This is a genomic window from Spirosoma sp. (assembly GCF_026391055.1).
GTDB lineage: Bacteria > Bacteroidota > Bacteroidia > Cytophagales > Spirosomataceae > Spirosoma.
In genome coordinates, this window is record NZ_JAPLET010000029.1 from 205,072 (window position 1) to 229,379 (window position 24,308).

Consider the following 24,308-nt stretch of genomic DNA (forward strand, 5'->3'; position numbering starts at 1 on the left):
TAGATTGTCGAAAGATAATTATGCAGTCGTCAGCTTATGTTTATCGGGATAGTGTAAAGCCACGAACCGATCGACCCGATGCGCCCACCAGTAAATCAATACGTCCGGCAACGTTCACGGTCGCAAAATCACGCACATCGCCATCCCAAGCCAGGCCCGATGTAGCCATCGGCACGTAAGTGAAATGCCCTTTGCCCCGATTTAAAAACAACTGCCCCCGGTTAGCATCGTCCTTGCCCAACCGAACCCGGTTATACTCGCGGTTGCCGCCCACAATTAGGTCGGGCAGGCCATCGTGATTGACATCTACGGCCGCTAGGGCATAGGCCGGAGCCGTCTGCGCTTCGATGGGTAGGGGTTGCCAGGTAAAGGAGGGCGATTGCTCACCATTACTCATAAATACGCCACTTTGTAGGGTGGATGCTTCGAGTTTTTGCGCCTGTTTTAATTCATCCGGCCCAAATAGATCGGTAATAGTGGCTTTCGAATAGCTGGTGTAATCGGTGAATTTCTTTCGCAAGCTCACCACCTGATCGAGCATTTCGTCCCGGGCGTTGAATGGGTAGGGCTGTTTATCGGCCGCATTGTTTCGGTCATAACCCGCCAGAACCGGCAGCAAGGCACCTGACGTGTTTTTAATGCCGTAAAGCGTTAAGGGCCGGTCGGCTGTAGCCTGAAGCTGGCTGTTCAATCCGGCGTTTGCCGCAATGATATCCGGCTTTTTGTCGTTGTTAACATCCTGCACCAGCAACCGATTCCAGCAACCTGTTGCTGGTGGCAGCAGGTTATCCAACCGGTGAAGCGTTTCTCCTTTGCACGAAAAAGCCTGTATCGGTCCAAAGTCGGTAGCCACGATTAATTCGGGCCGATCTCCGTCGGGAATCAAGTCCGCAAAGGCGGCATCGGTCACCATGCCCAGTTGTGCCAGAACGGGACTGGGTTTATCGGTAAAATGACCTTTGCCATCATTCAGTAGTAAATGGCTGACGGGCGTTTCGGGGTAGCGGCCCGGTACCACCCGCGCTCCAATGAACAAGTCGCGGTCGCCGTCGCCATCCACATCTGCCGACCGAACGCAGGAAGCACTCACGCGTACATCGGGAAAAGCTGCCCGGCTCAGGTGGCCTTTCCCGTCGTTCAGGTACAGCCGAACCCGTAGCCGGGCATCGTCGGGAGCCAGTTCGTAACCCGCGCTGCTTACCACCAGATCCAGGTCTTTGTCGCCGTCTGCATCGAGCCATTCTGCCCCCGCATCAGCACAGGCGCGGTCAGCGAGGAAAGCCGGTTGGGGCATGGATGAGAATCCACTTTTGCCAGCGAGAAACAATTGTCCACCCTGCCCGCGTCCACCCCCGGCAAAAACGTCGTCTCGGCCATCACCGTTGGCGTCACCAACGGCAAAACAGGGGCCGATGGTCGAGAGCATGTAAGGCAACAACGGCTGGATTTTAAAGTCATTGACGGCTTCCGACTGATGGGTCCAAACCAGGTCGGTAGTTGATCGCCAATAAGGTTTTGGCGGAACGGGCTGTGTTCGTTCGGGCGTTGGGGCGTAGGCAATCGTCACCACGCCAGCCGCTGGTTTGCTGATTTGGTTCAGGTCCATAAACTGCGTTTTGCCATCGGCCCAGCGAATTAACACCGAGTCGGCCGCCGGGGACTGTCCCAATCCGAACAGCAATGGTCCGTACATGGCCGACTGAAAGCCCCGCACGGGCATGAATTCCTGCACCTGCATCCGGCCACCCGCCCAGATCGTTGCCCGTGCACCCATCAATTGGGCCGGATTCGGGCTTTTCAACTGAAGGCTCAGGTAGTGGTTTGATTCCTTTTCATTCGTGTGGTTTTCGTAAATACCCGCTTCGGCATTCACATTGTTGATGACCAGATCCAGATCGCCGTCGTTATCCAGATCGGCATAAACGGCCCCGTTCGATTGCGTTGGCTCGTCCAGTCCCCAGCTTTTGGTTTCGTTCGTAAACATCAATTGACCGGATCGCCGGACCGCGGCCTGCGAGTCACCGGACCGGTTTCGGTAGATGAAATTGGGTTCGTTGATGCTCGGCATTTTCGCAATGACGGCCATCGGGTCCAGTGACGTTGTTGGCGCATCCGGTTGGCGGGCCTTCAATTGCTCATCCATCGTGAACTTCAGAAACTCCATGTTCGTGTAATCGCGGGCGTAGCCATTGGTTATGAACAGGTCTTTCCAACCATCATTGTCGACATCCGCAAATAGCCCCGCCCAACTCCAGTCGGTATTGGAAATGCCTGCCAGCTGCCCAATTTCGCTGAAGAGGGGGGTAGAGGGTGGATAAACTCCTTTATTGGCTCCTGCTGACACCTCTCCGACATTTAGTTGCAGCATGTTGCGCATGGTCTGGTGGTGGAAGCCCGACCGGAGCAGTTGGGTGTACTTGTCGTAATTATCGTCGCCGGAGGTGAGCTTAATGCGCTCGTTGCGTTCGGGGAGCATGTCCAGGGTGAGGAGGTCCATGCGACCATCGTTGTTCACATCAGCGGCATCGGAGCCCATGGAGTAGAGTGACGTATGGCCCATCGCATCACGCACCGCTTCCCTGAAGCTGCCGTCCTGCTGGTTGATGTAGAGGTAGTCGTTTTCGTTGTAATCGTTCGAGACGTAGAAATCGAGCCAGCCGTCGTTATTGAAATCAGTGACGGCCACGGCTAGCCCGAAACTCAGCACGTTGGAAATCATACCCGACGAGACCGATACGTCCACAAACTTACCGTTCTGATTCTGGTAGAGTTTACTCGAATAATTGGGGTTTGCCTGTTGCTTATAATCGCTGATCATGCGGCTGAACCCGGCGTACTCCTGCACCGAATGGTTGAGCAGAAAGCAGTCCAGGTCGCCATCACGGTCATAGTCGAAGAAGGCGGCCTGGGTGGAGTAAGCCGGGTCGTCGAGGCCATAGTCGGCGGCTTTCTCGGTAAATGTCAAATCTTTGTTGTTGATGAACAATAAGTTACGGCGTAGCCGGATATCCGAAGCGGCTGAGCGGCACACGTAAATGTCGAGCCAGCCATCGGCGTTGATGTCGACCACCGATACACCCGTGTTCCAGCCATTGGCAGCGGCCACACTGGCTTTATCGGTAATGTCGTCGAAGGTTAAATCACCTTTGTTCAGGTATAATTTGTTGGGACTGAGATTGCCCGTGAAGTACAGGTCCGTTAGGCTGTCATTGTTAAAGTCCGCAGCCGCCACGCCCCCGCCGTTGTAGAAATAGCCGTACTTGAGGACGTTAAAATCCGGTGCTTCTTCCAGCGCGTTTTTGAAGGTAATATTCGTTTTGGAGGCAGGGAGCTTCTCAAACAGCGTGTCTGTACTGTCGCAGGCCGAGAGCAGAAGGATGGCTGTAAAGAGGAAAAAAAACGTCTTCATATGGGTAGTAACCGGCTACGGTTGGGGTTGAAAAGACGAAAGCGGACGACATTATCGCCCGCTTTCGCGACCTATCAGGTAAAAATAAGGGCAATTAGTTCTTGTCCCACCATAAGGGCGTTGTCACCTTATCGGGACCACCCAGCAGCGTCTCGGCCTTCTTGGCTTCAACAGCGTTGGTTTGCTGTTCGACCAGCAGAATCGGAATACGGCGTAGGACTCCACCAGCCGGAATATCGGGGTTGTCGGAGTTTACGACGGGGTATAGTTTCGGGAAGCGGGTTCGACGGTATTCGGCCCAGCCTTCAAAACCATCGGGGAAGATAGCCAGCCATTTCTGGGTCCCGATCTGCTCGCGCTGTATGGCTTCTGTACTGCCCCAGGCAACGGGAATGTTGCTCAACGGTGCCGATTTAAGGTAATCGTTGGGTGCAATAGGCGTTTTTGTGCTGTTCTGGTAGGCTGCAATAGCCGCTGCGTCGCTAACACCCCACTGTTTCATGGAATTAGCGATGCCCTGAAGGTAAAAATCCTTCGCCGTACCACCCATGCTCCAGCCGTTGAGGGCACCCTCTGCCCGCAGGAAATAAGATTCAGCCGTAGCCATTACATTTTGAGCCGTTCCCAATCCGGTCGATGTCCAGCGCTGACCTACGTGTGAGTTGAAGTCGGCCGTGTTGACGGTTTCGGTCAACTGCGTTGTGCCCAGTCCATTCCGAAGTCCTTCGTATGTGTTAGTTTTTACAGCGGGCAAAAAGTAGGTTGGTAACCGTGGATCCTCGTAGCCTTTCAGTACCGACTCCATGGCCGCACTCATCCGAAACTCGTTCCAGTCCGACATAATCGCCAGCCCATTGTTGTCGCCCCCTTTGGTACTGCGTTGCACCAGTGCGTCGTCGTCGGGGCTGGTGGTCAGCACACCGCCCGCTACTGCGGCTTCGGCTTCCGTTTTGGCGCGGGCCGGGTCGACTTTCGAGATACGTAAGGCTAAGCGCAGCCGAAGCGTATTGGCGAACTTGATCCACTTGGTGGCATCACCGCCGTAGATCAGGTCGAAAGCACCAAAGGGTTTTTCTGCCGTTTTAGCTTTCAGAACCGTTGTTGCAGCCGCCAGCCGCTTGAAAAAATCGTCGTATATTTTATCCTGAGCGTCATACGGTACCGAGGTGGCCGGTTCGCCCGCTTTGAAATAAGGAATAGGACCAACATAATCCGTCCAGCGGTGAAACGAATATACCCACCAGATGCTGGCCAGTGCATACTCCGCCGAATTGGGATCGGTACTCGACATGATCGTTTTCAACTGAGGAACAACCTGGGTGTAAAGCGATGTCCAGGGGCCACCCAGCCAATCCATCCGAATCACGAACCGGTCGGAGGGGAAGTACGTAGCGACGCAGGCGAAATACTGCGCATACTGATCGGAGAAGAGATTCTGACCGACCTGATAATTGCCGCCGGGAAGCGTTGCCGCCGACTGTGCTTTCGAGAACAGGTAAGGAATTTCGCCCGCACCAATAATGGTTATTTTGGTTTGGTTGGTGTTAATCTCATCGAAATTTTTGGTACAGCCAACAGCCCAGAATAACGGGGCCGAAAGGCAGGCCGCCACGACTGTTTTTCGTAATATCGTTTTATAGCTTGTCATATTGACGATCGTTTCAGGTTAAAAAGAAAGTTTCAGATTCAGGCCAAGGCTCCGGTTCGATGGGAGGGTGCCATATTCGACGCCCTGGAAATTGCCATTACTGATGTTTACATCGGGGTCGAACCACATCTTCCGCTTGCCAATACCGGGAATATCCAGCAGCGAACTACCCCGGTAAATCCAGAACAGGTTCCGGGCCACGAACGACAGGCGGGCCGACTTGATAAAGAAATTCGACGGTACCGGAATGCCATAACCGATCGAAATTTCCCGAAGGCGCACGTTGGTCGCATCGTAGGCGAAGAACTCACCCCAGCCGTAGCGTTTACCCGATACCGTTTGCCAGAACTGCTCGGCCGTAATGGCCTGTGCGTTCGTTTTGCCGGCTCCGATCAAGGTTGTTCCATCGGCCCCGGCAACGCCAGCCGTAACGCCCGGCAATACCCAGCCACCACCCCGATTCAGCGCCGTTACTTCTGGAATGCCGCTGAATGCCAGGTTCATTTCGGTACCCGATACGGCAATGCCGCCTAAACGGGCGTCGACCAGAAAGCGAAGCGAAAAGCCCTTGAACGTAAATGTATTGGTGAAGCCCAGGAGCATTTTGGGGTTGAAGTTGCCAATATACTCCTGCTCTTTGGTAGCTACGGGCAAGCCGGTCGATACAACTGATGCTTCGGATACCGTCCCGCTCGGTGTTTGCGAACCAATCAGGTATTGACCATTGGCATTTTTCGCCCAGCGGTATGATACGATATCACCGTAGGAGCCACCTTCCTGCACAATCGGTGATGCCGACCGGCCATAACCGCCCGACAGGAACGCCGTTTTAATATCGGGCGACAGGCTAACGATTTTATTCCGGTTCAGGCCCATGTTCAGCGTCAGATCCCAGGTCAGTCGGTCGGTTTTAATTGCTGTTCCATTGATAACTACCTCAAGACCCATGTTGCGGATATCGCCCGCATTGATGTATTGATCGCTGAATCCCGATGCGGGTGCCAGCCCCAGTTTCAATAACTGGTTGATCGAGTTTGTTTTGTAGGCCGTAATCGTTGCACCGATACGGTTGCTGAGAAAACGGGCGTCGACGCCAAGTTCCAGACTTTTTGTGATCTCTGGTTTCAGGTTACCAATGGCCTGTGTACCATCCCGGCTAATGAATCCGGAACCGGCACCCTGGCTGTACGAGTAGTTGGTTTGCAACAGATATGGATCGGCTCCGTTACCCACCTGTGCGAACGATCCATTGATTTTCAGGAACGACAGCGGTCCCGAAAGTTTCAGCAGATCAGACAAAACTACCGATGCGCCGACGGATGGGTACTGGAACGAATAAGGTTTTGGCAAGGTTGATGACCAGTCATTACGCAAACTGGCGTTGATAAAGATAGCATCCCGCCATGCCAGCGATGCCTGCCCGAAAAGCGATTGGGTCTGAACCCGCGAAAAATCATCGCCCAGTGTCTGGTTCGTACCAAAGTTCAGGTTAAACCGGTTCGGTACATTAAGACCGTCGGCCAGCGAGTTGGTCGATTGGTAGCGGGTGTCCTGAATAATGGCACCCGCCTGATAGTCGAGCGTAAGGTCAGTCCCGATTTTATTCCGTCCTTCAATTAACAGGTCATACCAGCTTTGGGTATTCACGATGTTGTTCCGGGAGAATTTACCACCCGCCTGGTTGGCCCACAGAATTGTGCCCTGGCTATAGTTTTCTTCATTTTTGTCGAAATACTTATCGAGGTTAGCCCGGCCCTGAATGCTCAGGAAATCGGTTAACTGGTACTTCGCCAGCACGAAGCCGATGATGCGGTCCCGATACTGGTTAATGGCCGTCTGGTTGGTCATCCAGTAGGGATTCTGGTAGATCGACGACAATGTCGATGGCCAGGCCGTTGGTGTTGGCAGACCGAACGAGTTGGGCGCAGCGTAGTTTTGTGCCGTGGTTAGGCCTACGTTACGGGGAATCTGGTAGAGGTCAATGACCGGCGCGTTTTCCTCACCCGTCCGGGGCTTGTTTACTACTGACTGATTGATATACGTCACCTTGGCATCGGTCGATAGCTTCGAGCTGATCTGGTTCGACAACCGCAGGTTGATGGTGTGACGGGTCAGGTCATTGCCCGGGACTGTTCCCTGCAATGAGTTATTGGTATACGACAGATACGTCTGCGAACGCTCTGAACCTCCTGTAATACCAATGGAATTATTTAAACTGACCGCTGTGCGAAAAAAATCACGAATGTTGTTGGGCTGGGCCGAGTACGTATCAGGATTGCCGAGGTAGTTTGTGTACGACTGGCCCGTCATGGGTGCGCCCCAGCTAGCCCCAACGGCAGGATCGAGCTTACCGCCAACGCCCTGTCCGAACTGGTTTTGTACCATAGGTAGCGCAAAGGGTTTATCGACCGAAACGCCCGAGTTTATATCGACCGATACCCGGCCCGACTTTCCGCGTTTTGTTGTGATCAGGATTACGCCGTTGGCAGCCTGACTGCCGTAGAGGGCAGCCGCCGACGCACCCCGCAATACGGTCACGTTCTCGATATCGTCGGGGTTGATGTTCGAGGCCCCATCTGAGTTGGCCACGCTGCCAAAGTCGCTGGTGGCCTGACCAAACGTACTGTTGTTGATTGGAACGCCGTCAACCACCATCAGGGCATTATTTGTTCCCTGAATGGAGCGGTTTCCCCGCAGCACAATTCGTGACCCCGTGCCCGGTCCGCCGGAACCCTGAGTAATATAAGCACCGGCAATTTTACCCTGTAAGGTGTTTAACACGTTACCGTCGCGTACTTCGTTGATCTGGGCGGGCCTAATCGTCTGGGTAGCGTAGCTGAGGGCTTTCGATTCGCGCTTGATACCCAGGGCGGTAACAACCACTTCGCCTAACTGCCGATCATCGGTCGCCAGCGTTACGCTGAGTTGTGTCTGACTCGATGATACAGGTACGTCCTTTGCCGTATACCCGACTGAGGAAATTGTCAGGATTGTATTTTCAGTAGGGATTGACAGGCGAAATTCACCAGCGGCATCCGTTGTAGTACCGCGCGTAGTTCCTTTAATGACCACGTTTGCGCCGGATATGGTCTGGCCCTGCTCATCGCGCAGCACACCCGTCAATTGTCGGGTTTGCGCCCAGAGCGGTCCCGTCGCAAGCGTAACCAGCAGAAAACATCCAAGTAAGTATTTCAGCATAGTATTGGTAAGATTTAGAATAAATGATGGAGTAAATTACAAAACGCATGATATTAAATCAATATTAAGTAATTATTCAAAAAATTTATAAAGTAAATTCGTATTTAACCTTTTTTTAATAAAATGGTCAATTTAATATGAATAATGTACCATTTGCCTCATTTGGATGTGATATTTTCTATAAACAGGAGATAAATTAGAAACTGTAAAATTGATTTTAATAAAAGTGTGTAATGGTGAATAAATGTGTTAGATAAATTCATAGACATTCTTTGTAATAAAATGCCTGTTCGGATGTGGATTCCCATGTCGCCCCCATTGATTTATGAAAAAAAAGCTACTCCTCTGTTTGGTACTGACCTGTACCGAAACCCTGATTGCGCTTGCCCAAACGCCGGTCGACTATGTATGGTGGAACCCTGCCAAAGCCGACGTTTCCGCCGTTGAGGGACAGGGCTGGACGGGGAAAGACCTCCTAAGCCCCTACGACCGCCTGCCTGCCATGGCTGAAAAGAGTGTTCGGAAAGAAGTCTGGAACCTGTCGCGCAGTTCGGCGGGGCTCATGATTCGGTTCCGGGCTAGTACGGATCAGGTGGTTGTTCGCTATGTGGTGGGTAATAAACAGCAGGCGCTGCCGCATATGCCTGCTACGGGCGTTAGCGGGGTGGATTTATACGCCGGAAACAGCGACGGCGACTGGCTGTGGGCGGCTGGGAAATACACCTTCGGCGACACGATTCAGTACCGGTTCGCTAACCTGGAACCCAACGATAGTTACAAGAGAGGGCGTGAATATCGGTTGTTTCTGCCCTTGTACAACTCCGTTCAATGGCTGGAAATCGGCGTTCCTAAAGGTGTGACGTTAACACCACTGCCGGTTCGGCCCGAAAAGCCCGTCGTTATTTACGGCACGTCCATCGCTCAGGGAGCCTGTGCTTCCCGGCCCGGTATGGCCTGGACATCCATTCTGAGCCGTAAACTGGACCGGCCACTTATTAACCTGGGCTTCTCTGGCAATGGCCGGCTCGAAAAAGAAGTCGTTGATTTGGTAGGACAGGTCGATGCCAGTGTGTACGTGCTTGATTGTCTGCCAAACCTGATCGCAACGGTGGGTATCAAGCCTGATGAAATCAAAACCCGGATTCTGGAATCGACGAAAGCGCTGCGGCAAAAAAGACCCGCTACCCCCATCCTGCTGGTCGATCATGCGGGGTATACCGATGGTAATATCAACCCTATTCGCCAGCAATACTATACGGACGTGAATACACTGATGCAGCAGGCGTTTACGCAGTTGAAAGCGGAGGGCGTCAATGGCGTTTACCTACTGCCCAAGTCGCAAATCAACCTGGACATGGATGCGATGGTCGACGGAACGCACCCGACAGATTTAGGTATGCAGCAATACGCCGATGCTTACGAAAAAAGTCTCCGACTTATTTTAAACGAACCCGTAGGGGACCTGTCGACCATGAAACCCCGCACCCAATACCGCGACGGGTCGTTCGACTGGGAGATTCGCCACCGCGAGGTGCTGGCCCGCCTGAAAGCCAAACCACCCCGTATTATTTTCATGGGCAATTCCATTACGCACTTCTGGGGCGGTGAGCCCAAAGCCTCGCGGGTTAACGGGGGCGATTCCTGGAACAACGTGCTGGAGCCGCTGGGTGCCCAGAACCTGGGCTACGGCTGGGACCGGGTCGAGAATGTGCTGTGGCGTGTGTATCATGGTGAACTGGACGGCTACAAAGCCGATCAGGTGGTACTGATGATTGGCACGAATAACCTTCAACTCAACACCGACGCCGAAATCGTGGCCGGACTCAAGTTTCTGATACAGGCTATCAAATCCCGCCAGCCCACCGCCGAGGTATTGATGGTAGGTATCTTTCCCCGCCGAAACGGAGAAGCCCGCGTGGCTACGATCAACGACGCCATTGCCCGGATGACGGGTGAGACCAACGCCAGTTTTGCACAACCGGGTTCTGTTTTTCTGCAACCCGACGGCAAAATAGACGAATCGCTATTCTCCGACGGCCTCCACCCCAACCCCGAAGGCTATCGGCGTCTGGTTGGGGCATTGAAGCCGTTTTTGAAAGAGAATGTAAAACGGAAATGAGTGTAGGCTGGCGCGAACGTAAGCTTGCGCTTTTTCATCTGGCAAGTACATGAGTGCATCAGTTAATGCTGATTTTTTCTCTCAACCGCTCAATCAACGCTCTTCCTAACGAGTAATCTATCTGCGTATATTCCTCCGCATAAGCGAAACGGCTCGTTTACAATCATCTCTACTGTATGAAACGTCTGATTGTTTTCTTCGTCCTTGGGTTAGGGATGACCTCTATGCTATCTGTCGAGAAAACCCTTTTCAAGATCATTGGCGGCAAGTCTGTTTTTGACATAAAAGACAAAAAGGTCTTTCTGTTCACGTCCGGATTTATGGTCGACGCAGATGGGGCACCCAAAGCCTATCACACAGACAGCAAAAAAGCTTTGGATTTTCTGGGTAATGCCGGAAAGCCCGGTAACTGGTGGGCGCTGGTGACGGATACCCGAAAAAAGACCGGAACTCCCATTGTGCAGGCGCAAACCGATCCGGCTCCCGGTTTTTTCGTGTCTACAACGGCATTGATAGATCCATCCAAAAGTGTTAGTGACCCCAAACGCTACGTCAATTCGGAAACCATCCCCTACATTGCCCTGCCGGGTAAATTCTCAGTCGATTTCAAATTGGGAGATATTGCGTGTGTTGTCAACACAAAAAACAAGAAGATGTGTTTTGCTATTTTTGCCGATATAGGTCCGGCTGATAAAATTGGTGAAGGCTCGATCTTTCTGGCCGAACAGCTTGGCCTGAATAGCAGTCCCAAAAACGGCGGAACCAGTTCGGGAATCACGTATATACTCCTCAAAAAATCCGGGCAGCAGTCAGTGCTGACCAACGCACAAATCCAGACGATTGGTAAATCAATGCTTTCAATGACTGATATTAATGAGTTAAGCAAGTAAAGGCTTTCCGTCACGAGTCAGTGAATATTGATTGCATAGCGACTTGCATGTGCAAATACCCGCGCCAGTCGCTATGCCTAATCGCATATAAACTCCTTACTCAATGTTCAGATTTAATGCCGATAAGTATGACTTCTGGCCTATTTATGAGGCCATAAAACGATTTTACCCCATCGGAATACGGGGAATTAACTTGGATGGAGATAATCAGATGTTTTTATCCTATCCAGGCTTAAAAGAGCTGGGAGCGATTGTCGTTGATAACATACATAATGAAACGCATTTCACGGAGCGGTGGAGCAACTTTACTCAGGAGATACAGGATGAAACGGGTAAAGAAGTCGTCGAAACAACCTACGGCCAGGCACCCTCATTCAGCTCATTCGTTCTTCTCGAAAAAACGTCATTAGGCAACCTCACCCGGACAAAGGAAATCCATTTTTTTGTTAGCCTCGTCGGACCTTTTTACACCGTTATCGGGCGAGATGCCAGCGCTGTGCTACTCGATGGAAGGTATCAATATGGAGGAGTAAATTATTTGGTCGTTTCCCCCGAAAATGAATTTGCTGATGTCTTCAAACTTTTATGCGATAAAATAGAAGACCGATTTAAAGATTATCGGTTTGTACCAGTCAACATTTGTGTACAAACCATAACCGGTTTATCCGTCCGCTATTCCGACGAAAAGCTGGAAGCCATTTTCCACGCCTTATTCAATAACAGCCTTAATCTGACCGCCCACAGCAGGCTGGGAGATGACTATTATAAATCCGCTGACTGGATTAAAGAAGGCCGGGAGGGATTGGATGGCGGTTGGGTAATCATGCCGCCATTGGGTAGTAACTAACTATAGTGACCGACCCGCGCCAGTTTACTCATGTTACTGAACCTTCTTCTCCACTTTAGGCATCATCACCTCCACTATTTTTCCAATGGGTTTTCCGTTGCGGTAAGCAATTATTTTTACTCGCTCGGCCCCTTTGGGCATCTGGAAGGGTTGGGTATACAAAGGAAAATGATCGTCGGGAACGGTGTTATCTACTGAATAATAGAGGTAGGTATCAGGGAGTTCGTGGCCTAGCGTAACTTCCATCATACCCATCGGGTGCTTTTTCAGCGTGACAATGGGGTTGTACACACTGAGGGCATAATTTACATCCTGCGCGTCGAATCGCTTGAAATGAGCTTCTACCCGTTTCATGAAGTCCGGCCAGTTCCGTTTTTCTTTCGGCGACCAAAGCACCTCAGCGATGGCAAAGGCCCGTGGCCATGTCATGTATTCAGCATGGCGATTGTTGGGTACGGATTCCGTCCAGAGGTTGCCCTGCCCACCCAGAATCAGGTCGGCGCGTACACTGTCGGGGACCGGTTCGAATGAATAGGAAGTGCTCAGCCGGGCCATGCTGTAGGTGCTAGGTTCGGCGGAGGGTTCGCCCTGGTAAAGATCGAGGTAACAGAACTGAGCGGGCGTCATAATAACGGGATGACCCTGTTTGGCGGCTTCAATCCCGCCTTTCATACCTCGCCAACTCATGACGGTAGCGTTTGGCGCAAGGCCGCCTTCCAATATCTCGTCCCAGCCAATGAGTTTTTTGCCTTTCGACTGCACAATCTTCTCTACCCGCCGGATGAAGTAGCTTTGCAGTTCCTCTACCGATTTAAGATTATTGACCGTCATGGTTGTCTTGCACTCTTCGCAGGTAGCCCAGAACCCTTTATAGGCTTCGTCGCCCCCAATGTGGATGTAAGGCCCCGGAAATAGTTGGGCAATTTCCGTCAGGACCTTGTCGATAAACAGGTACGTACCGTAGTTGCACGGGTTCAGGGTATTGTCTTCCAGTTTGTAAAACTTACCATTGGTCGGTATAAGCACCTGTTTTTTACCACAGGTAAGGGCTGGATAAGCCGCAATCGCCGACATCATATGCCCCGGCATGTCAATTTCGGGCACAATGGTAATGTTACGCTGCTGGGCATACTGAACGACTTCACGGATATCGTCCTGTGTGTAAAACCCGCCGTACGACGGCACTTCGCCCGGCTGAGGATTTTCAATCTCGTTCCAGCTTCCCGTTCTTGGTACACGCCACGCGCCTATTTCAGTTAATTTCGGCAAGCTATTGATCTGGATTCGCCAGCCCTGATCGTCGGTCAGATGCCAGTGAAACACATTGAATTTATACTGCGCCATCTGGTCGATGTACCGCTTCACGAACTGCTTGTCGAAGAAATGGCGGCTCACATCGAGCATCAGCCCCCGCCAGCCAAAGCGGGGCTGATCGCGGATGTGCAGGGCTGGTATCGACTGGCCGCGAACTGTTTTCACAACGGGCATCAGTTGCCGCATGGTTTGCAGTCCATAAAACAGTCCGGCCGCTTGGGGAGCCGTCAGCGTAACACCAGTTGGTGTAACCACCAGGTCATAGCCTTCCGGCCCAACACCCGCAATGGGCGCCAGCCGAACTGTAATGGCTCTGGTCAATTTCGGAGCATCGGAGGCCGGGATACCAGGGAGATTATCCATCACCATCCGACGCACATCGGCCACGGGGGTGAGAATGGCTAATCGAGTTTGGGCGGTTATCGCGAAGGTTCCGGTACCGGGTTCGAGCGTTTGGGGAGCCGGAATTAGCGCCGGAATCGGCATTTGGGCCGAAGCGTTGAAAGCCAGCAAAAGCAACGCAAGGAGTTTGTACATGTGGGTTCAGACGGTTTACGGTCGTTAGATAGGCAAATGGCTGCAAGGTTTAGGTGGGTATCAAGGTGTAGGTTTGTATGTATCAAACAGCAGGCCGAGTGGCCGGTGCCATGCTGTTTGGTACACAACACACAATCACCCCTTGGGCCAATTCGTTTCGATGCCCTGCGAACGAATTAACTTCTGGAAGTCACCCAAAAGTTGTCCTTTTTCCCGAACCGAGCGGGGAATTACTTTTTTGTCGAGGGAATAGGCAACCAGCATGCCTACCGCTTCGCCAATGCTCCATTCGACGGGGTGCAGCCGGTAACAGCCGTTGGTGATGTGCGTGGTGCCGATATTTTTGTTGGCGGGTAACAGGTTTTCCATGCGTTTGGGTAACAGCGCCCCCAATGGAATCTGAAACGGCATGGAGCTAAAGTCAATATAATTGTTGCCGCCGGTGCTGGGATGGAGGTCGATATGGTAGTAGCCCACGCCTACGCTATCTGGAAAATCGGCTGAGGTATTGCCCTCTTTTTTGCCCGTGATCATCGCTCGATTTTCGGCTCCCACATGCTCTTCGAGAACGGTAAATACCGCTTTGATTCGGCGGGATTCTCGAACGTATGGGTATTTGGCCAGCCCGTCTTCTGTACCCATCATATCTGGCCGAAACCGGATGCCCGGCCAGCCCTGTCCGCCGTCGGGGCGGGGCACTTCGGTCTGGAGCCAGTAAAGCAACGATAGACTCAGTTGCTTGGCCTGCTCAACGTATTTTTTGAAATCTTTCGCGCTGGCTCCAATCAGGTTTCCGGCGCTGTAATCGTTTTGCGGCCAGTTCACGCCCGACACATCGCCAGCATACGTTCCGGGTTTGAAATTCGCTTTGCTGATTACCCGACGGTAATTCCAGAGGTTGAGTTTATCGCCAGTGGCAATGCCTTCGGGGTGAAAGCCAAGCTGTTTGGGCTCTAGTGTTTTCGGGTTTGAATATGACAGGTCGAGCAACTTCCCCGACCAGGCGGGTGTAACCTTAGGCGAGTAGTTTCGCCAAAAAGCGTAGTCTTTAGGTTTGTCGATAACGTGGTTTGCACCCGCTATGTAATCCATCGCAAAGCAGACCGTAAACGCCTGACAGTTGTTGGGGTCGGCTTTTTCGGGGGCGTGTAGTTCGCGGGTTTCGGAGCGGGCTTCGGCTCCCGTAACGAACTCGGTTCCGGTGAGGGGCAGCAGGTCGCCGAGTTCGGTGGCGTCGACGAAATAAGGGGCAGTAAGAACCGTTTCTTTCCCCGTGCGCTGGCTGACAGCTTTAAGCGCACGGACCTTATCGCCCTGAACGTCGGCTCCGGTGATCTTGTGTTCGAGCAGCAGCGTCAACTGACCGGAACTCTGGTACGGGGCCATCAGCTGCTGCAGGACCGCTAGTGCCACCTTCGGCTCATGACACAGGCGCGACACGGCTCCATCACCCGGATTCAGGAACTTACTGGCTTTTGCGGCATCCGTCAGCGGATAGTGCTGCTTGTAATAGTTCCGAATAGCCGTGCGCAGGTCGCGGTAAAGCTGGGTAGCACCGTGGGTTTCTATCCACTGGTGTTCATCGGGTGGCACGCCCTGCTGAGTCATCTGCCCGCCAATCCAGTCGGTTTCTTCGGTCATAATGACCGTCAGCCGGTTGCGTAAAGCGGCCAGAGCAGCCGCACAGCCGCCCAGTCCACCACCGGCAATGACGAGATCGGCGGCTCGCTCGGCCTGCCCGAGCCGGTTCAGCAACCCACTGGCCTGAGCGTGTGATTCTCCCGAAAAGGTGAGCAGTGGAGCGGTTAACACGGCTCCACTGCTCACCGTCGCTTGTTCTAAAAAATTACGTCGATTCATGTGTATGTACTGTACAATGGAAAACCTTCGCGCGGGCGGTCCCGTCCGTTGTACATAAAGTCAATTTGCTGCATTCAGCGTTAACCGCTGTTTATCATTTAACAACACTTTGCTCAACGTTTCGTAGGGCAACCGTTGCGGACTTACCTTGTTGTCGATACTCAGCACAGCCGCCGTGGCTGCCGACTGACCCAGAATCATGAACACGGGTTCCATCCGGATAGAGCCATAGGCGATGTGCGAGCTGGAGACACAAACCGGCACCAGCAGGTTGTTACATTCTGTTTCTTTGGGTAAAATCGACCCGTAGGCAATCGAATAGGGTTTGTCGGGATGCACGCCAATGTCGCCTTCGTTCTGCACGAAACCGTCGGGCTTAACGTACCGCTGGGCATTGTGGGCATCCAGCGAGTAGGAGCCCATGCCAATGGGTTGCGGCACGGTTGTTTTCCCGAGCGCGTCGGCTTCTTTCATGACAAAGACACCCAGCATACGTCGAGCTTCGCGAATATAGAGTTGATGCGGCCAGTTGCCGTTATCGGTGAACTCATCTTTCGCCAGGCCCCACTGCTGCATGGCCTGATGAACATCGGCCGGTACGCGCGGGTCATTGGATAGAAAATACATCAGGCCTTTCTGATACAGTTCGTGGTCCTTAATGATTTGCTTCCGGCGGGCGTAGGTCGCTTCAGGATAATCATAATTTTTGCCAATGTAATCGGTGCTGAACGGGCCGTGGTTGTTGGTGTCCGTTTTGCGGTTGGGGATAGGATCGTACTTATCGAAGGTTTCGCGCCAGCCAGCCGCAAATACCCGCGCCAGTAGTTCATAACGATCGGGGTTATACCCTTCTGGTTTCGGAAAGGGCACCCGGTTGTCGGGGTGGTTACTCAGGCACATCCGGAAGCAGTAGGTCTGGACTTTATTGTCGCCCGTACCGTTCTCACCGGGTTGTTCGGCCGATACTTCGGGGAGAAGTCCGCTGGCCGGATCGCCCGGTATTTTGTACGGACTGATGTTGGTTTTGAAGTGGTGTCCGTGCTGGAAAACGCCTTTCTGCACGCCATTCCATTTTTCGCCATAAACACTGTTAGCTTCGCGGCCCACATGGTACTTCACACCGGCAGCGGCCATCAGATCACCTTCGTACGTGACGTCGATGAACATTTTGCCCTGATACACAGCTCCGCTCATCGTCCGGAACGAACGAATACTGCTCCCTTGTTTGGTTACGCCTTTGGCCGAGCGGTCGAGCCATTCATCGCGGTAAATGGTTAGTTTATATTCTTTTGCGAAATCTTCGAAGACCTGTTCGGCGGCATGGGGTTCAAAAATCCACATGGTCCGGCTGTTGCCGTCAATGGCGGGGGTGCCCTGGCCTTTGTTGCCGTACTCGTCGGGCTTTTGCCATTTCCAGGATTCTTTTTTCTGATAGTGCTGGTATAGTCGCTGATAAAACTCGCGTGATAGGCCGCCAATGACTTCTTTGTTGCCGGTATCGGTAAAGCCTAACCCACCCGACGACAGGCCACCCAGGTGTGTATCCGGCGAAACGATGATGACCGATTTGCCCATTTTCTTTACCTGAACAGCCGCCGTAACAGCCGCCGACGTGCCGCCGTAAATAATCACATCGGCCTGCCGAACCACGGCTCCAGGTTTGCCAACGGGGGGCACGAAGGCGATAAAAATCGGAAGAAAAAGCACGGCCGAAAGCCAGTTGGAGCGGGGTGAACGCCTGGCTAACGTACTGGTCAGTCGGGGCATCAAAGTTTCGAAAATGTTCATGAGGAATCAGGTAATAACGCGGATTTGATTAAATCCTGAGCGGAATAAGTTGAGCCGGGGGCAACGTGCTTCGATGCGCCCTCATCCGATAAAGAACCATCCCGAACAGGTTTACTTGATTACTGCACACAAACCAGCAGACATAGAATACATTTCGTAAAATCAATCTGTCTGTTTGCCTGGCAGACACTGAAAACGACTATAGCAGTTGGTAGGGACTTTATGCACAGTTCATGAATTGGTTATGCCAATTCATCGGATTGGAGTAGAGCAACCCCCTTACTGTCAATTACTTTTGGCTCATTAACTTTTTAATTAAAACACAACTAATGAACCCAAAACGTATCCTTTTTGCAACAATGCCGATGGACGGCCACCTGAATCCACTTACCGGACTTGCCGTTCACCTTCAGCAACTTGGCCATGATGTTCGCTGGTATACCGGTCCAGCCTACGCCGATAAAATCAAATCGCTGGGCATCCCGTACTATCCTTACCAGCAGGCGAAGGAAATCAACCAACTCAACCTGGATACGGCGCTGCCCGAACGCCAGCATATCAAAGGAACCATAGCCCGGCTGCGGTTCGACCTCAACAACCTTTTTCTACTCCGGGCACCGGAGTTCGTGATCGATTTGAAGGCCATTTACCATGAGTTTCCGTACGATTTGCTCGTTTGCGACATGCTCTTCACCGGAGCACCTTTCATTCAGAAACTGCTGAATGTGCCAGTGGCTGCGGTGGGTGTGGTGCCTTTGTCCGAGACAGGGCGGGACGTACCACCGGCAGGTTTGGGTATGGTGCCCGCGAATGGATTCTTCGGTAAACTGAAGCAGGATTTTATTCGCTACCTGACCGTCAATCACCTGCTCAAACCCTGCACCGATCTGTTCAATCAACTACTGGAAGAACATGGTCTGGCCACAACGACCGATTTTATGTTCGATACTTTCATCCGGCAACCCGATCTTTTTTTGCAGAGCGGTACGCCCGCTTTCGAATATCCTCGCCAGACGATGAGCCCGAATATTCGGTTTGTGGGTCCGATGCTGCCTCATAACAAAGGAGGACGGCATCCGTTCCGGCAGGTGGAGTTGGCGAAGCAGTACAAAAACGTGGTGCTGGTAACGCAGGGAACCGTTGAGCGCGACCCCGCCAAGATCATCGTTCCTACGCTTGAGGCCTACAAAGATGACCCTAAAACGCTGGTAATAGTTACGACGGGAGGTTCACGGACTGACGAGTTGCGGACGCGTTACCCACAGGCGAATTTTATCATTGAAGACTTCATTGACTTCAATTCGGTCATGCCGCATGTGCATGTGTACGTGACCAATGCGGGTTATGGTGGAGTCACGCTGGCCTTACAGCATGGATTGCCTATGGTGGCCGCCGGGGTTTATGAAGGCAAAAACGACATTGCTGCCCACATTGGGTACTTCAACGTGGGCATAAACCTGAAAACGGAAACGCCAACAGCCGCCCAGATTCGAAAAAGCGTAGTACGGGTGCTGGCCGACCGGAATTACAAACGAAACGTGCAGCGAATAGGTATTGACTTTATGCAGTATGATACGAACACGGTCTGCACAACGTACATTCATGACCTGCTGGGAAAGTTCGAACCTGAAACGGAATTCGTGTAACAGTAGTTGACCGCATTCTGCTGTCCCCGCCGACAGGCGAATTTTGTTTAGCAGAGGCCATATTCGCTCAGCAGCGGGGACAGCAGGATGCGGTCCACTACATCATGAGCGGGGTTGCTGGGTGACGACAACCGGGTTAGCGATGCCGTTGAGGTCGTACACAATCCTGCCTTTGCGAATGGTCATTTCGCAGCCCAATTTTTGTTTGCCTTCAATCTTGTGCCCGGTATAGTCGAAGAAACCGAAATAGCCTGTATCCCGAACCTCAAACTTGCCATCGTGCAGGTTCAGGATCGCCACATCGGCCACGGAACCTACCGACAGATGCCCCAGCTCAGGACGTTTGATAGCCTGCGCCGGTGCCCAGGTGCTGGCTTTGATCACGCTCTGTAAGTTCATGCCCATTGCCATAAACTTCGACATCACGTTGAGCATGTCTTTCATCGCGTTGTTCATGCTGCCCGTATGAATATCGGTGCTGATGGTATTAGGGTAGAAGCCGCTTTTGATAGCCGGAATTGCCTGAGAAAAAGCAAAGCTGATGCCGCCGTAGCCTACGTCGAAAATGATCCCTTTCTTCTGCGCTTCCCACACAAAAGGTTTTACCTTATTGGTCGTCACATCCAGAATAGGCTCCCTCGTCTTCAACTGCCCGAAGCAATGCGTGAAAATATCGCCCGGACGCAGCCGCTTTAAAAACAGGTCCTCAATCGACAGGGTAGGAGTACTGCCACCGAAGTCGATCATGACGGGAACGTTAGCGAGTTTTCCAGCTTCCACGGCACGATCGGTGGGTGTCCAGTCGTAGCCGTTGTAGTGAGCAAGTTTAACGCCCACTACATATTCGGGGTACTTTTTCGCCATCTCGGCCGTTTGTTTGGCATCCATGTCGTCGATGTTTTGCTCAAACTTGCCGCCCCGCATGCCACTGCCCACAATGTTAAGCAGAGCCAGTACCCGCGTCTGCGACAGGTCGATGGTCTGTTTCTTGAACGTTTCGAAGTCACGCCAACCCGAGCAGCCCGCATCCACAATAGTCGTCACGCCGTTGCGAAAGGTGAATCCATCGGGCGGCAGGGCATTGGGACCGTTGCTGTAGGTCTGGTCGAGGTTGGTGCCGAAAAAGACGTGCGTGTGCATGTCGATAATACCCGGCGTCACGTACATACCTTTGGCATTGACCACCTGAAGGGCACCTTTGGTATCAATGGATTTGGCGACCTGCGCAATCTTCCCATCGGCAATGGCGACGTCCATGATGCCGTCGATATTATTCTTCGGGTCAATGACATGCCCGCCTTTGATGACGACGCTATACGGCTGGGCCAGGGCTAGCTGGCTCAATGCGAAGCAGACGAAGAGTAGGAGTAAGGGTATCTTTTTCATAGTTGAGGGGATGTTTTTGTCATTCCTCCTGACGCATCGGCGGACCGGTCAGAATGACAAAAAGATACGTTATACAGCTGCTTTGGTCAGTTCTTCTTTAATGCGCCGGGCTACGATTTTTTCCTGGCCGGGTTTCATCATCCAGACCGTTACGCCGATGTTGCTGGGGCCGCTGCCGCCTACCTCTATCGAAGGGTCGCCTTTGCGAAGGGCTTCCTGTAGGTCCTTGCCCGTGATGCGGAGTTTGGCGGGGTCCCACGAGATACGCAGGGTGGGCGTATGGTTGCCCAGGGGCGGTACATGCACGCTGGTCGTTACACCATTAACAGCTTTGACCGTGTTCTCGACATAGGCCGTGTTTTCTTCCCACATCTTCCACACCTTGTCGTGGTCTTCGTTGATGAACCGCTCCAGCGCGACGTACATGCCCAGAATTTCTTCTTTATTTACCTTCATACCCCGGCCGATGTTGAAACCTCGGGGCGGCATATGGAGCCGGGCGGCTTCAATGATGCTTTTCTTGCCCATCAGCAAGCCCGCACTCTGCGGCCCCCGCATTGCTTTTCCACCCGAAATAACCACGAAATGGAAGCCCATGTCGTTGAATTTCCAGAGATTCTCGACCGGCGGCACATCGGCGGCAATGTCGATGGATGTTGGGATGTTGTGTTTTTTACCCAGCGCCACCCATTCTTCGTGCATGATCTTGCCTTTATCGGCTTCGATGTGCAGGAAGTGCATCAGCGCGGTTTTCTCGTTGATCGCCTTTTCTACATCTTCCGCTGTTTCGACCACCACGATTTTACAGCCGGTGTTGGTCAGGGCATGGTTGTAAACGATGTCGTGGGCTTTCTGGCAGATAACTTCCGTTTTCATGCCGGTACCGGCCAGATGCGGTAACATCTCCACCTTTTTCTGATCCATACCGGTCAGAATTCCCGCCAGTCCAAGCGTCATCCCGGAGAAAGCCCCGGAGGTAACAACGGCTGCTTCGGAGTGAACCATCTGGGCGATCTTAGCCCCGACTTTATCCTGAATCTCATCGAGCAGACAAAATTCTTTAGCGCCGTAATTAATAGCGTCCAGCACCTCGTCGTGCATGAGCGAGCCGGTCATGTAGGTGAGGGTACCAGCCGCGTTGATGAACGTACGAATGCCGAACTCCTTAAATAAATCACGCTTGGGAGCCACTGCCGGAGCCGCTTCCAGCGACAGCGGAAGCCCGCCGACCAGCCCGCCTAAAATGGGAACGCTGGACAGGCGTTTGATGAGTTTTCGTCTGCTTAACATGCGAAGATTCGAAAATAGGGTAAATAGCTAAAGTGACCGTGGTAGATGTGGTATCGGCTAGATATAAGCAATGCAATCCATTTCAACCAGCGAGTCGCCCGGTACACCGCCATACACGGCTACCGTAGTCCGAACGGGGGGCTTCTTTCCGAATCGGCCTCTGTAAACATCGTTCATCCCTTTGTAGTCGTTGAGGTCGTGCAGGAATACGCCTACTTTCAGGACTTTCTCCATAGATGAACCCGCTTTGATCAGCTGTTTTTCCATTTCCTTTAGTACCTCGTCGGTATGTACTTTAATGTCGCCCTCCTTGTGGTAGCCTATGCCCGCTATAAACACCAGATTTCCCATTTTGGTAGATTGGGAAAAAAGCGGCACATCGTCCTGCATAACCACGTTGAATACTTCTTTCTCGGCAGCAGGCTCGGCAATGGGTTCGGCAATGGCTTTGCTGGCAGCACCCAGTCCGACGACACCGGCGGCAGAGGCAAAAAGGCGTTTAAGAATAGAACGGCGTTGTGTTTCCATGATGAATTGAATTACTGGTTGTTATCGTTTGGTTTTGCTACTGGATTTACGTTTTGGGGTACTCTCTTTACGCTCCTGCTGGTTGATCGCCAGCCGGACTTCGTTGACTTCGGCCGCGCTGATGCCATCGGCGGTGTTGCCAAAGTTCTGCCGGATGTGGGTCAATACTTCAGAAAGCTCTTCATCTTTCAGAAAACTGTGCTGGGGCATGGCGTTGTTGTACGACTGCCCTTTCACCTCAATGGGGCCTTCCAGCCCTTTCAGCAGCACCGTAATAAGCTTCTTCTTATCGCCCGTTACCCACTCCGAACCGGCCAGGGGCGGAAACCGCTGTGAGTCGCCCAGGCCATTGCGCTGGTGGCAGGCGGAGCAATAAGTACCATATACTTTACCCCCCGCCACGGGCCGATCCCGATCCAGGTTGTCGGTGATAAAATCCGGGTCGCGGATGTTCGACAGGGTCTTGCGCTTCTCCATCTGCGCCAGTTGAGCCGGGCCGAAGTTCTGCTTGTTGCCTTTATAGGTGACTTTCCAGATTTTGCCCTTCTCGGTTTCGGCGAAGTACAACGAGCCATCCGGCCCCATCGCTATACCCATCGGACGATAATGCGCATCGCTCACGTTGACAATCGGGTCGACACCGGCAAAGCCATCGGCAAAGACTTCCCAGTCGCTTCCCAGCGTCTTGCTTTTGGCGGGGACGAAGCCAATGAAATAACCAGCCTGCGGATAGGGCGCCCGGTTGGTAGAGCCGTGAAAGGCAATAAATGCCCCGTCTTTGTACCGTTCCGGAAAGCCGTTCGATGCGTTGGTGCCCTGATAAAACAGGATGTCGTTGGGTGCCCAGTGCGCCGGGAAGCCAATTAACGGCTTTTCGTAATCGCCACAGCGACCCACTAGTTTACCATCGCCACCGTACTCCGGGTTGAGCAGTTTTTTGCCCTGAATCTGATCGTAATAGCAATATGGCCATCCGCCATCCATGCCGTCCTTCACCTGAAACAGCTCTTCAGCGGGGAAAACGGCACTCTGCCAGGGGTTGTATTTTTCGGCCCACAGCATCAGCAGATCGTCGCGTCCGTGCTGAAGGGCGTATAAACTGTTATTGGTTGGGTTCCAGTCCATACCCACCACCGAGCGTAAGCCGGTAGCATACCGACGGCCGTCTTTCTGGGTCTGGTTGTTTTTGTTAGCGTCGAACTGCCAGATGCCGCCGTGGTCTTCCAGCATCGGGCAGGGGTCGATACCAGCCATGTTGGGCGTCCGGTTTTTGGGCTGGCAACCGTTGGAAGCCGCCCCGAATGCAACGTACATATGGCCGTCGTTATCGAACGTAATGGGTTTGGCAATGTGTTCATGCATCCCGTGCTCATGGTCGTCGGTGAGGATCGTCTCCATGGGGCTGCTCGGAATCAGTTCACCGGGTTTGAGCTTGTAACGAAACACGTTCATCTCCGAACTGAAATACAGGTAGCCTTTGTAAATCCGCATGGCCGTTCCATAGGCACGCTCTTTACCAATACCCCCAAATGTCTTGATGATGTCGGCCCGACCGTCGCCGTTGGTGTCCCGCAGCGCAATCACCGACTCATCTTTGTTGCGGGCGAAGCGGGCTTTTACATAAATGTCGCCGTTTTCGTTGACGGCCAGGTGCCGCGCCCGTCCGGGCAGGCTGTCGACCACAACCGTTGCTTCGAATCCTTCAGGGACAAACAGGCCCCCATTGGCATCGGTTTGTATGGGAAGTCCATTCCGGGTAGCCCGCTGCGTAAATCCAACAAATGTCAGCAGGGCCAGTGCAATGCCTTTGATGTAAATTTTTGTCATTGGGTTGAGAGAAGGAAAAGG

At 52.7% G+C, this 24,308-nt stretch carries 14 protein-coding genes; 4 read left to right on the forward strand and 10 right to left on the reverse strand.

Features of this window, described 5'->3' with window-relative positions; translation table 11 throughout:
- Positions 1 to 40: 40 nt before the first annotated feature.
- The 3 genes from NT073_RS28775 to NT073_RS28785 form a co-directional block, all read right to left on the reverse strand.
- A complete protein-coding gene (locus NT073_RS28775; RefSeq protein WP_297380934.1) occupies positions 41 to 3,409 on the reverse strand; it encodes a VCBS repeat-containing protein in 3,369 nt (1,122 codons plus the stop codon).
- Between the two features lie 94 nt (positions 3,410 to 3,503).
- Entirely contained in the window at positions 3,504 to 5,057 is a 1,554-nt protein-coding gene (locus NT073_RS28780; RefSeq protein ID WP_297380937.1) for a SusD/RagB family nutrient-binding outer membrane lipoprotein, read from the reverse strand.
- 18 nt (positions 5,058 to 5,075) lie between these two features.
- On the reverse strand, positions 5,076 to 8,255 hold the full coding sequence (locus tag NT073_RS28785; RefSeq protein WP_297380940.1) for a SusC/RagA family TonB-linked outer membrane protein: 3,180 nt from the start codon (positions 8,253 to 8,255) through the stop codon (positions 5,076 to 5,078).
- 325 nt (positions 8,256 to 8,580) lie between these two features.
- Between NT073_RS28785 and NT073_RS28790 the strand changes: the two genes are divergently transcribed.
- The 3 genes from NT073_RS28790 to NT073_RS28800 all read left to right on the forward strand — a co-directional run bounded on the left by NT073_RS28790 (position 8,581) and on the right by NT073_RS28800 (position 12,111).
- Complete coding sequence (locus NT073_RS28790; RefSeq protein WP_297380943.1) at positions 8,581 to 10,374, forward strand: SGNH/GDSL hydrolase family protein; 1,794 nt, start codon at positions 8,581 to 8,583, stop codon at positions 10,372 to 10,374.
- 176 nt (positions 10,375 to 10,550) lie between these two features.
- Positions 10,551 to 11,264, forward strand: a complete 714-nt coding sequence (locus tag NT073_RS28795) for a glycoside hydrolase family 75 protein (RefSeq protein WP_297380944.1) — start codon at positions 10,551 to 10,553, stop codon at positions 11,262 to 11,264.
- A 103-nt stretch (positions 11,265 to 11,367) separates the two neighbouring features.
- Complete coding sequence (locus tag NT073_RS28800; RefSeq protein ID WP_297380946.1) at positions 11,368 to 12,111, forward strand: hypothetical protein; 744 nt, start codon at positions 11,368 to 11,370, stop codon at positions 12,109 to 12,111.
- Between the two features lie 33 nt (positions 12,112 to 12,144).
- Here the strand turns inward: NT073_RS28800 and NT073_RS28805 are convergent, their stop codons facing one another.
- From NT073_RS28805 to NT073_RS28815, 3 genes are all read right to left on the reverse strand, one after another.
- Positions 12,145 to 13,962, reverse strand: a complete 1,818-nt coding sequence (locus NT073_RS28805) for a family 20 glycosylhydrolase (protein ID WP_297380948.1) — start codon at positions 13,960 to 13,962, stop codon at positions 12,145 to 12,147.
- A 135-nt stretch (positions 13,963 to 14,097) separates the two neighbouring features.
- Entirely contained in the window at positions 14,098 to 15,822 is a 1,725-nt protein-coding gene (locus NT073_RS28810) for an FAD-dependent oxidoreductase (RefSeq protein WP_297380951.1), read from the reverse strand.
- Between the two features lie 60 nt (positions 15,823 to 15,882).
- The gene (locus tag NT073_RS28815; RefSeq protein WP_297380953.1) at positions 15,883 to 17,610 is read right to left on the reverse strand and encodes an FAD-dependent oxidoreductase; all 1,728 of its coding nucleotides are present in this window, start codon (positions 17,608 to 17,610) and stop codon (positions 15,883 to 15,885) included.
- A gap of 329 nt (positions 17,611 to 17,939) precedes the next feature.
- Here NT073_RS28815 and NT073_RS28820 point away from each other — a divergent pair, with 329 nt between their 5' ends.
- The gene (locus NT073_RS28820; protein ID WP_297380955.1) at positions 17,940 to 19,256 is read left to right on the forward strand and encodes a glycosyltransferase; all 1,317 of its coding nucleotides are present in this window, start codon (positions 17,940 to 17,942) and stop codon (positions 19,254 to 19,256) included.
- A gap of 102 nt (positions 19,257 to 19,358) precedes the next feature.
- Here NT073_RS28820 and NT073_RS28825 read toward each other — a convergent pair whose 3' ends face one another.
- From NT073_RS28825 to NT073_RS28840, 4 genes are all read right to left on the reverse strand, one after another.
- Positions 19,359 to 20,642 carry an amidohydrolase/deacetylase family metallohydrolase gene (locus tag NT073_RS28825; protein ID WP_297380958.1) on the reverse strand — a complete coding sequence of 428 codons (1,284 nt, stop codon included), beginning with the start codon at positions 20,640 to 20,642 and terminating at the stop codon, positions 19,359 to 19,361.
- A gap of 69 nt (positions 20,643 to 20,711) precedes the next feature.
- Positions 20,712 to 21,932: an aminotransferase class V-fold PLP-dependent enzyme gene (locus NT073_RS28830; protein WP_297380962.1), complete on the reverse strand. Its 1,221-nt coding sequence runs from the start codon at positions 21,930 to 21,932 to the stop codon at positions 20,712 to 20,714.
- 57 nt (positions 21,933 to 21,989) lie between these two features.
- On the reverse strand, positions 21,990 to 22,460 hold the full coding sequence (locus NT073_RS28835) for a RidA family protein (RefSeq protein WP_297380965.1): 471 nt from the start codon (positions 22,458 to 22,460) through the stop codon (positions 21,990 to 21,992).
- Between the two features lie 21 nt (positions 22,461 to 22,481).
- On the reverse strand, positions 22,482 to 24,287 hold the full coding sequence (locus NT073_RS28840; RefSeq protein WP_297380967.1) for a PQQ-dependent sugar dehydrogenase: 1,806 nt from the start codon (positions 24,285 to 24,287) through the stop codon (positions 22,482 to 22,484).
- Positions 24,288 to 24,308 lie beyond the last annotated feature (21 nt).

Excerpts from the sequence above, each read along its gene's own strand:
- NT073_RS28805 (WP_297380948.1), bottom strand. The coding sequence starts at position 13,962 with ATGTACAAACTCCTTGCGTTGCTTTTGCTGGCTTTCAACGCTTCGGCC.
- NT073_RS28775 (WP_297380934.1), bottom strand. The coding sequence starts at position 3,409 with ATGAAGACGTTTTTTTTCCTCTTTACAGCCATCCTTCTGCTCTCGGCC.
- NT073_RS28810 (WP_297380951.1), bottom strand. The coding sequence starts at position 15,822 with ATGAATCGACGTAATTTTTTAGAACAAGCGACGGTGAGCAGTGGAGCC.
- NT073_RS28785 (WP_297380940.1), bottom strand. The coding sequence starts at position 8,255 with ATGCTGAAATACTTACTTGGATGTTTTCTGCTGGTTACGCTTGCGACG.
- NT073_RS28840 (WP_297380967.1), bottom strand. The coding sequence starts at position 24,287 with ATGACAAAAATTTACATCAAAGGCATTGCACTGGCCCTGCTGACATTT.
- NT073_RS28835 (WP_297380965.1), bottom strand. The coding sequence starts at position 22,460 with ATGGAAACACAACGCCGTTCTATTCTTAAACGCCTTTTTGCCTCTGCC.
- NT073_RS28790 (WP_297380943.1), top strand. The coding sequence starts at position 8,581 with ATGAAAAAAAAGCTACTCCTCTGTTTGGTACTGACCTGTACCGAAACC.
- NT073_RS28815 (WP_297380953.1), bottom strand. The coding sequence starts at position 17,610 with ATGAACATTTTCGAAACTTTGATGCCCCGACTGACCAGTACGTTAGCC.
- NT073_RS28795 (WP_297380944.1), top strand. The coding sequence starts at position 10,551 with ATGAAACGTCTGATTGTTTTCTTCGTCCTTGGGTTAGGGATGACCTCT.
- NT073_RS28825 (WP_297380958.1), bottom strand. The coding sequence starts at position 20,642 with ATGAAAAAGATACCCTTACTCCTACTCTTCGTCTGCTTCGCATTGAGC.
- NT073_RS28830 (WP_297380962.1), bottom strand. The coding sequence starts at position 21,932 with ATGTTAAGCAGACGAAAACTCATCAAACGCCTGTCCAGCGTTCCCATT.
- NT073_RS28820 (WP_297380955.1), top strand. The coding sequence starts at position 17,940 with ATGAACCCAAAACGTATCCTTTTTGCAACAATGCCGATGGACGGCCAC.
- NT073_RS28800 (WP_297380946.1), top strand. The coding sequence starts at position 11,368 with ATGTTCAGATTTAATGCCGATAAGTATGACTTCTGGCCTATTTATGAG.
- NT073_RS28780 (WP_297380937.1), bottom strand. The coding sequence starts at position 5,057 with ATGACAAGCTATAAAACGATATTACGAAAAACAGTCGTGGCGGCCTGC.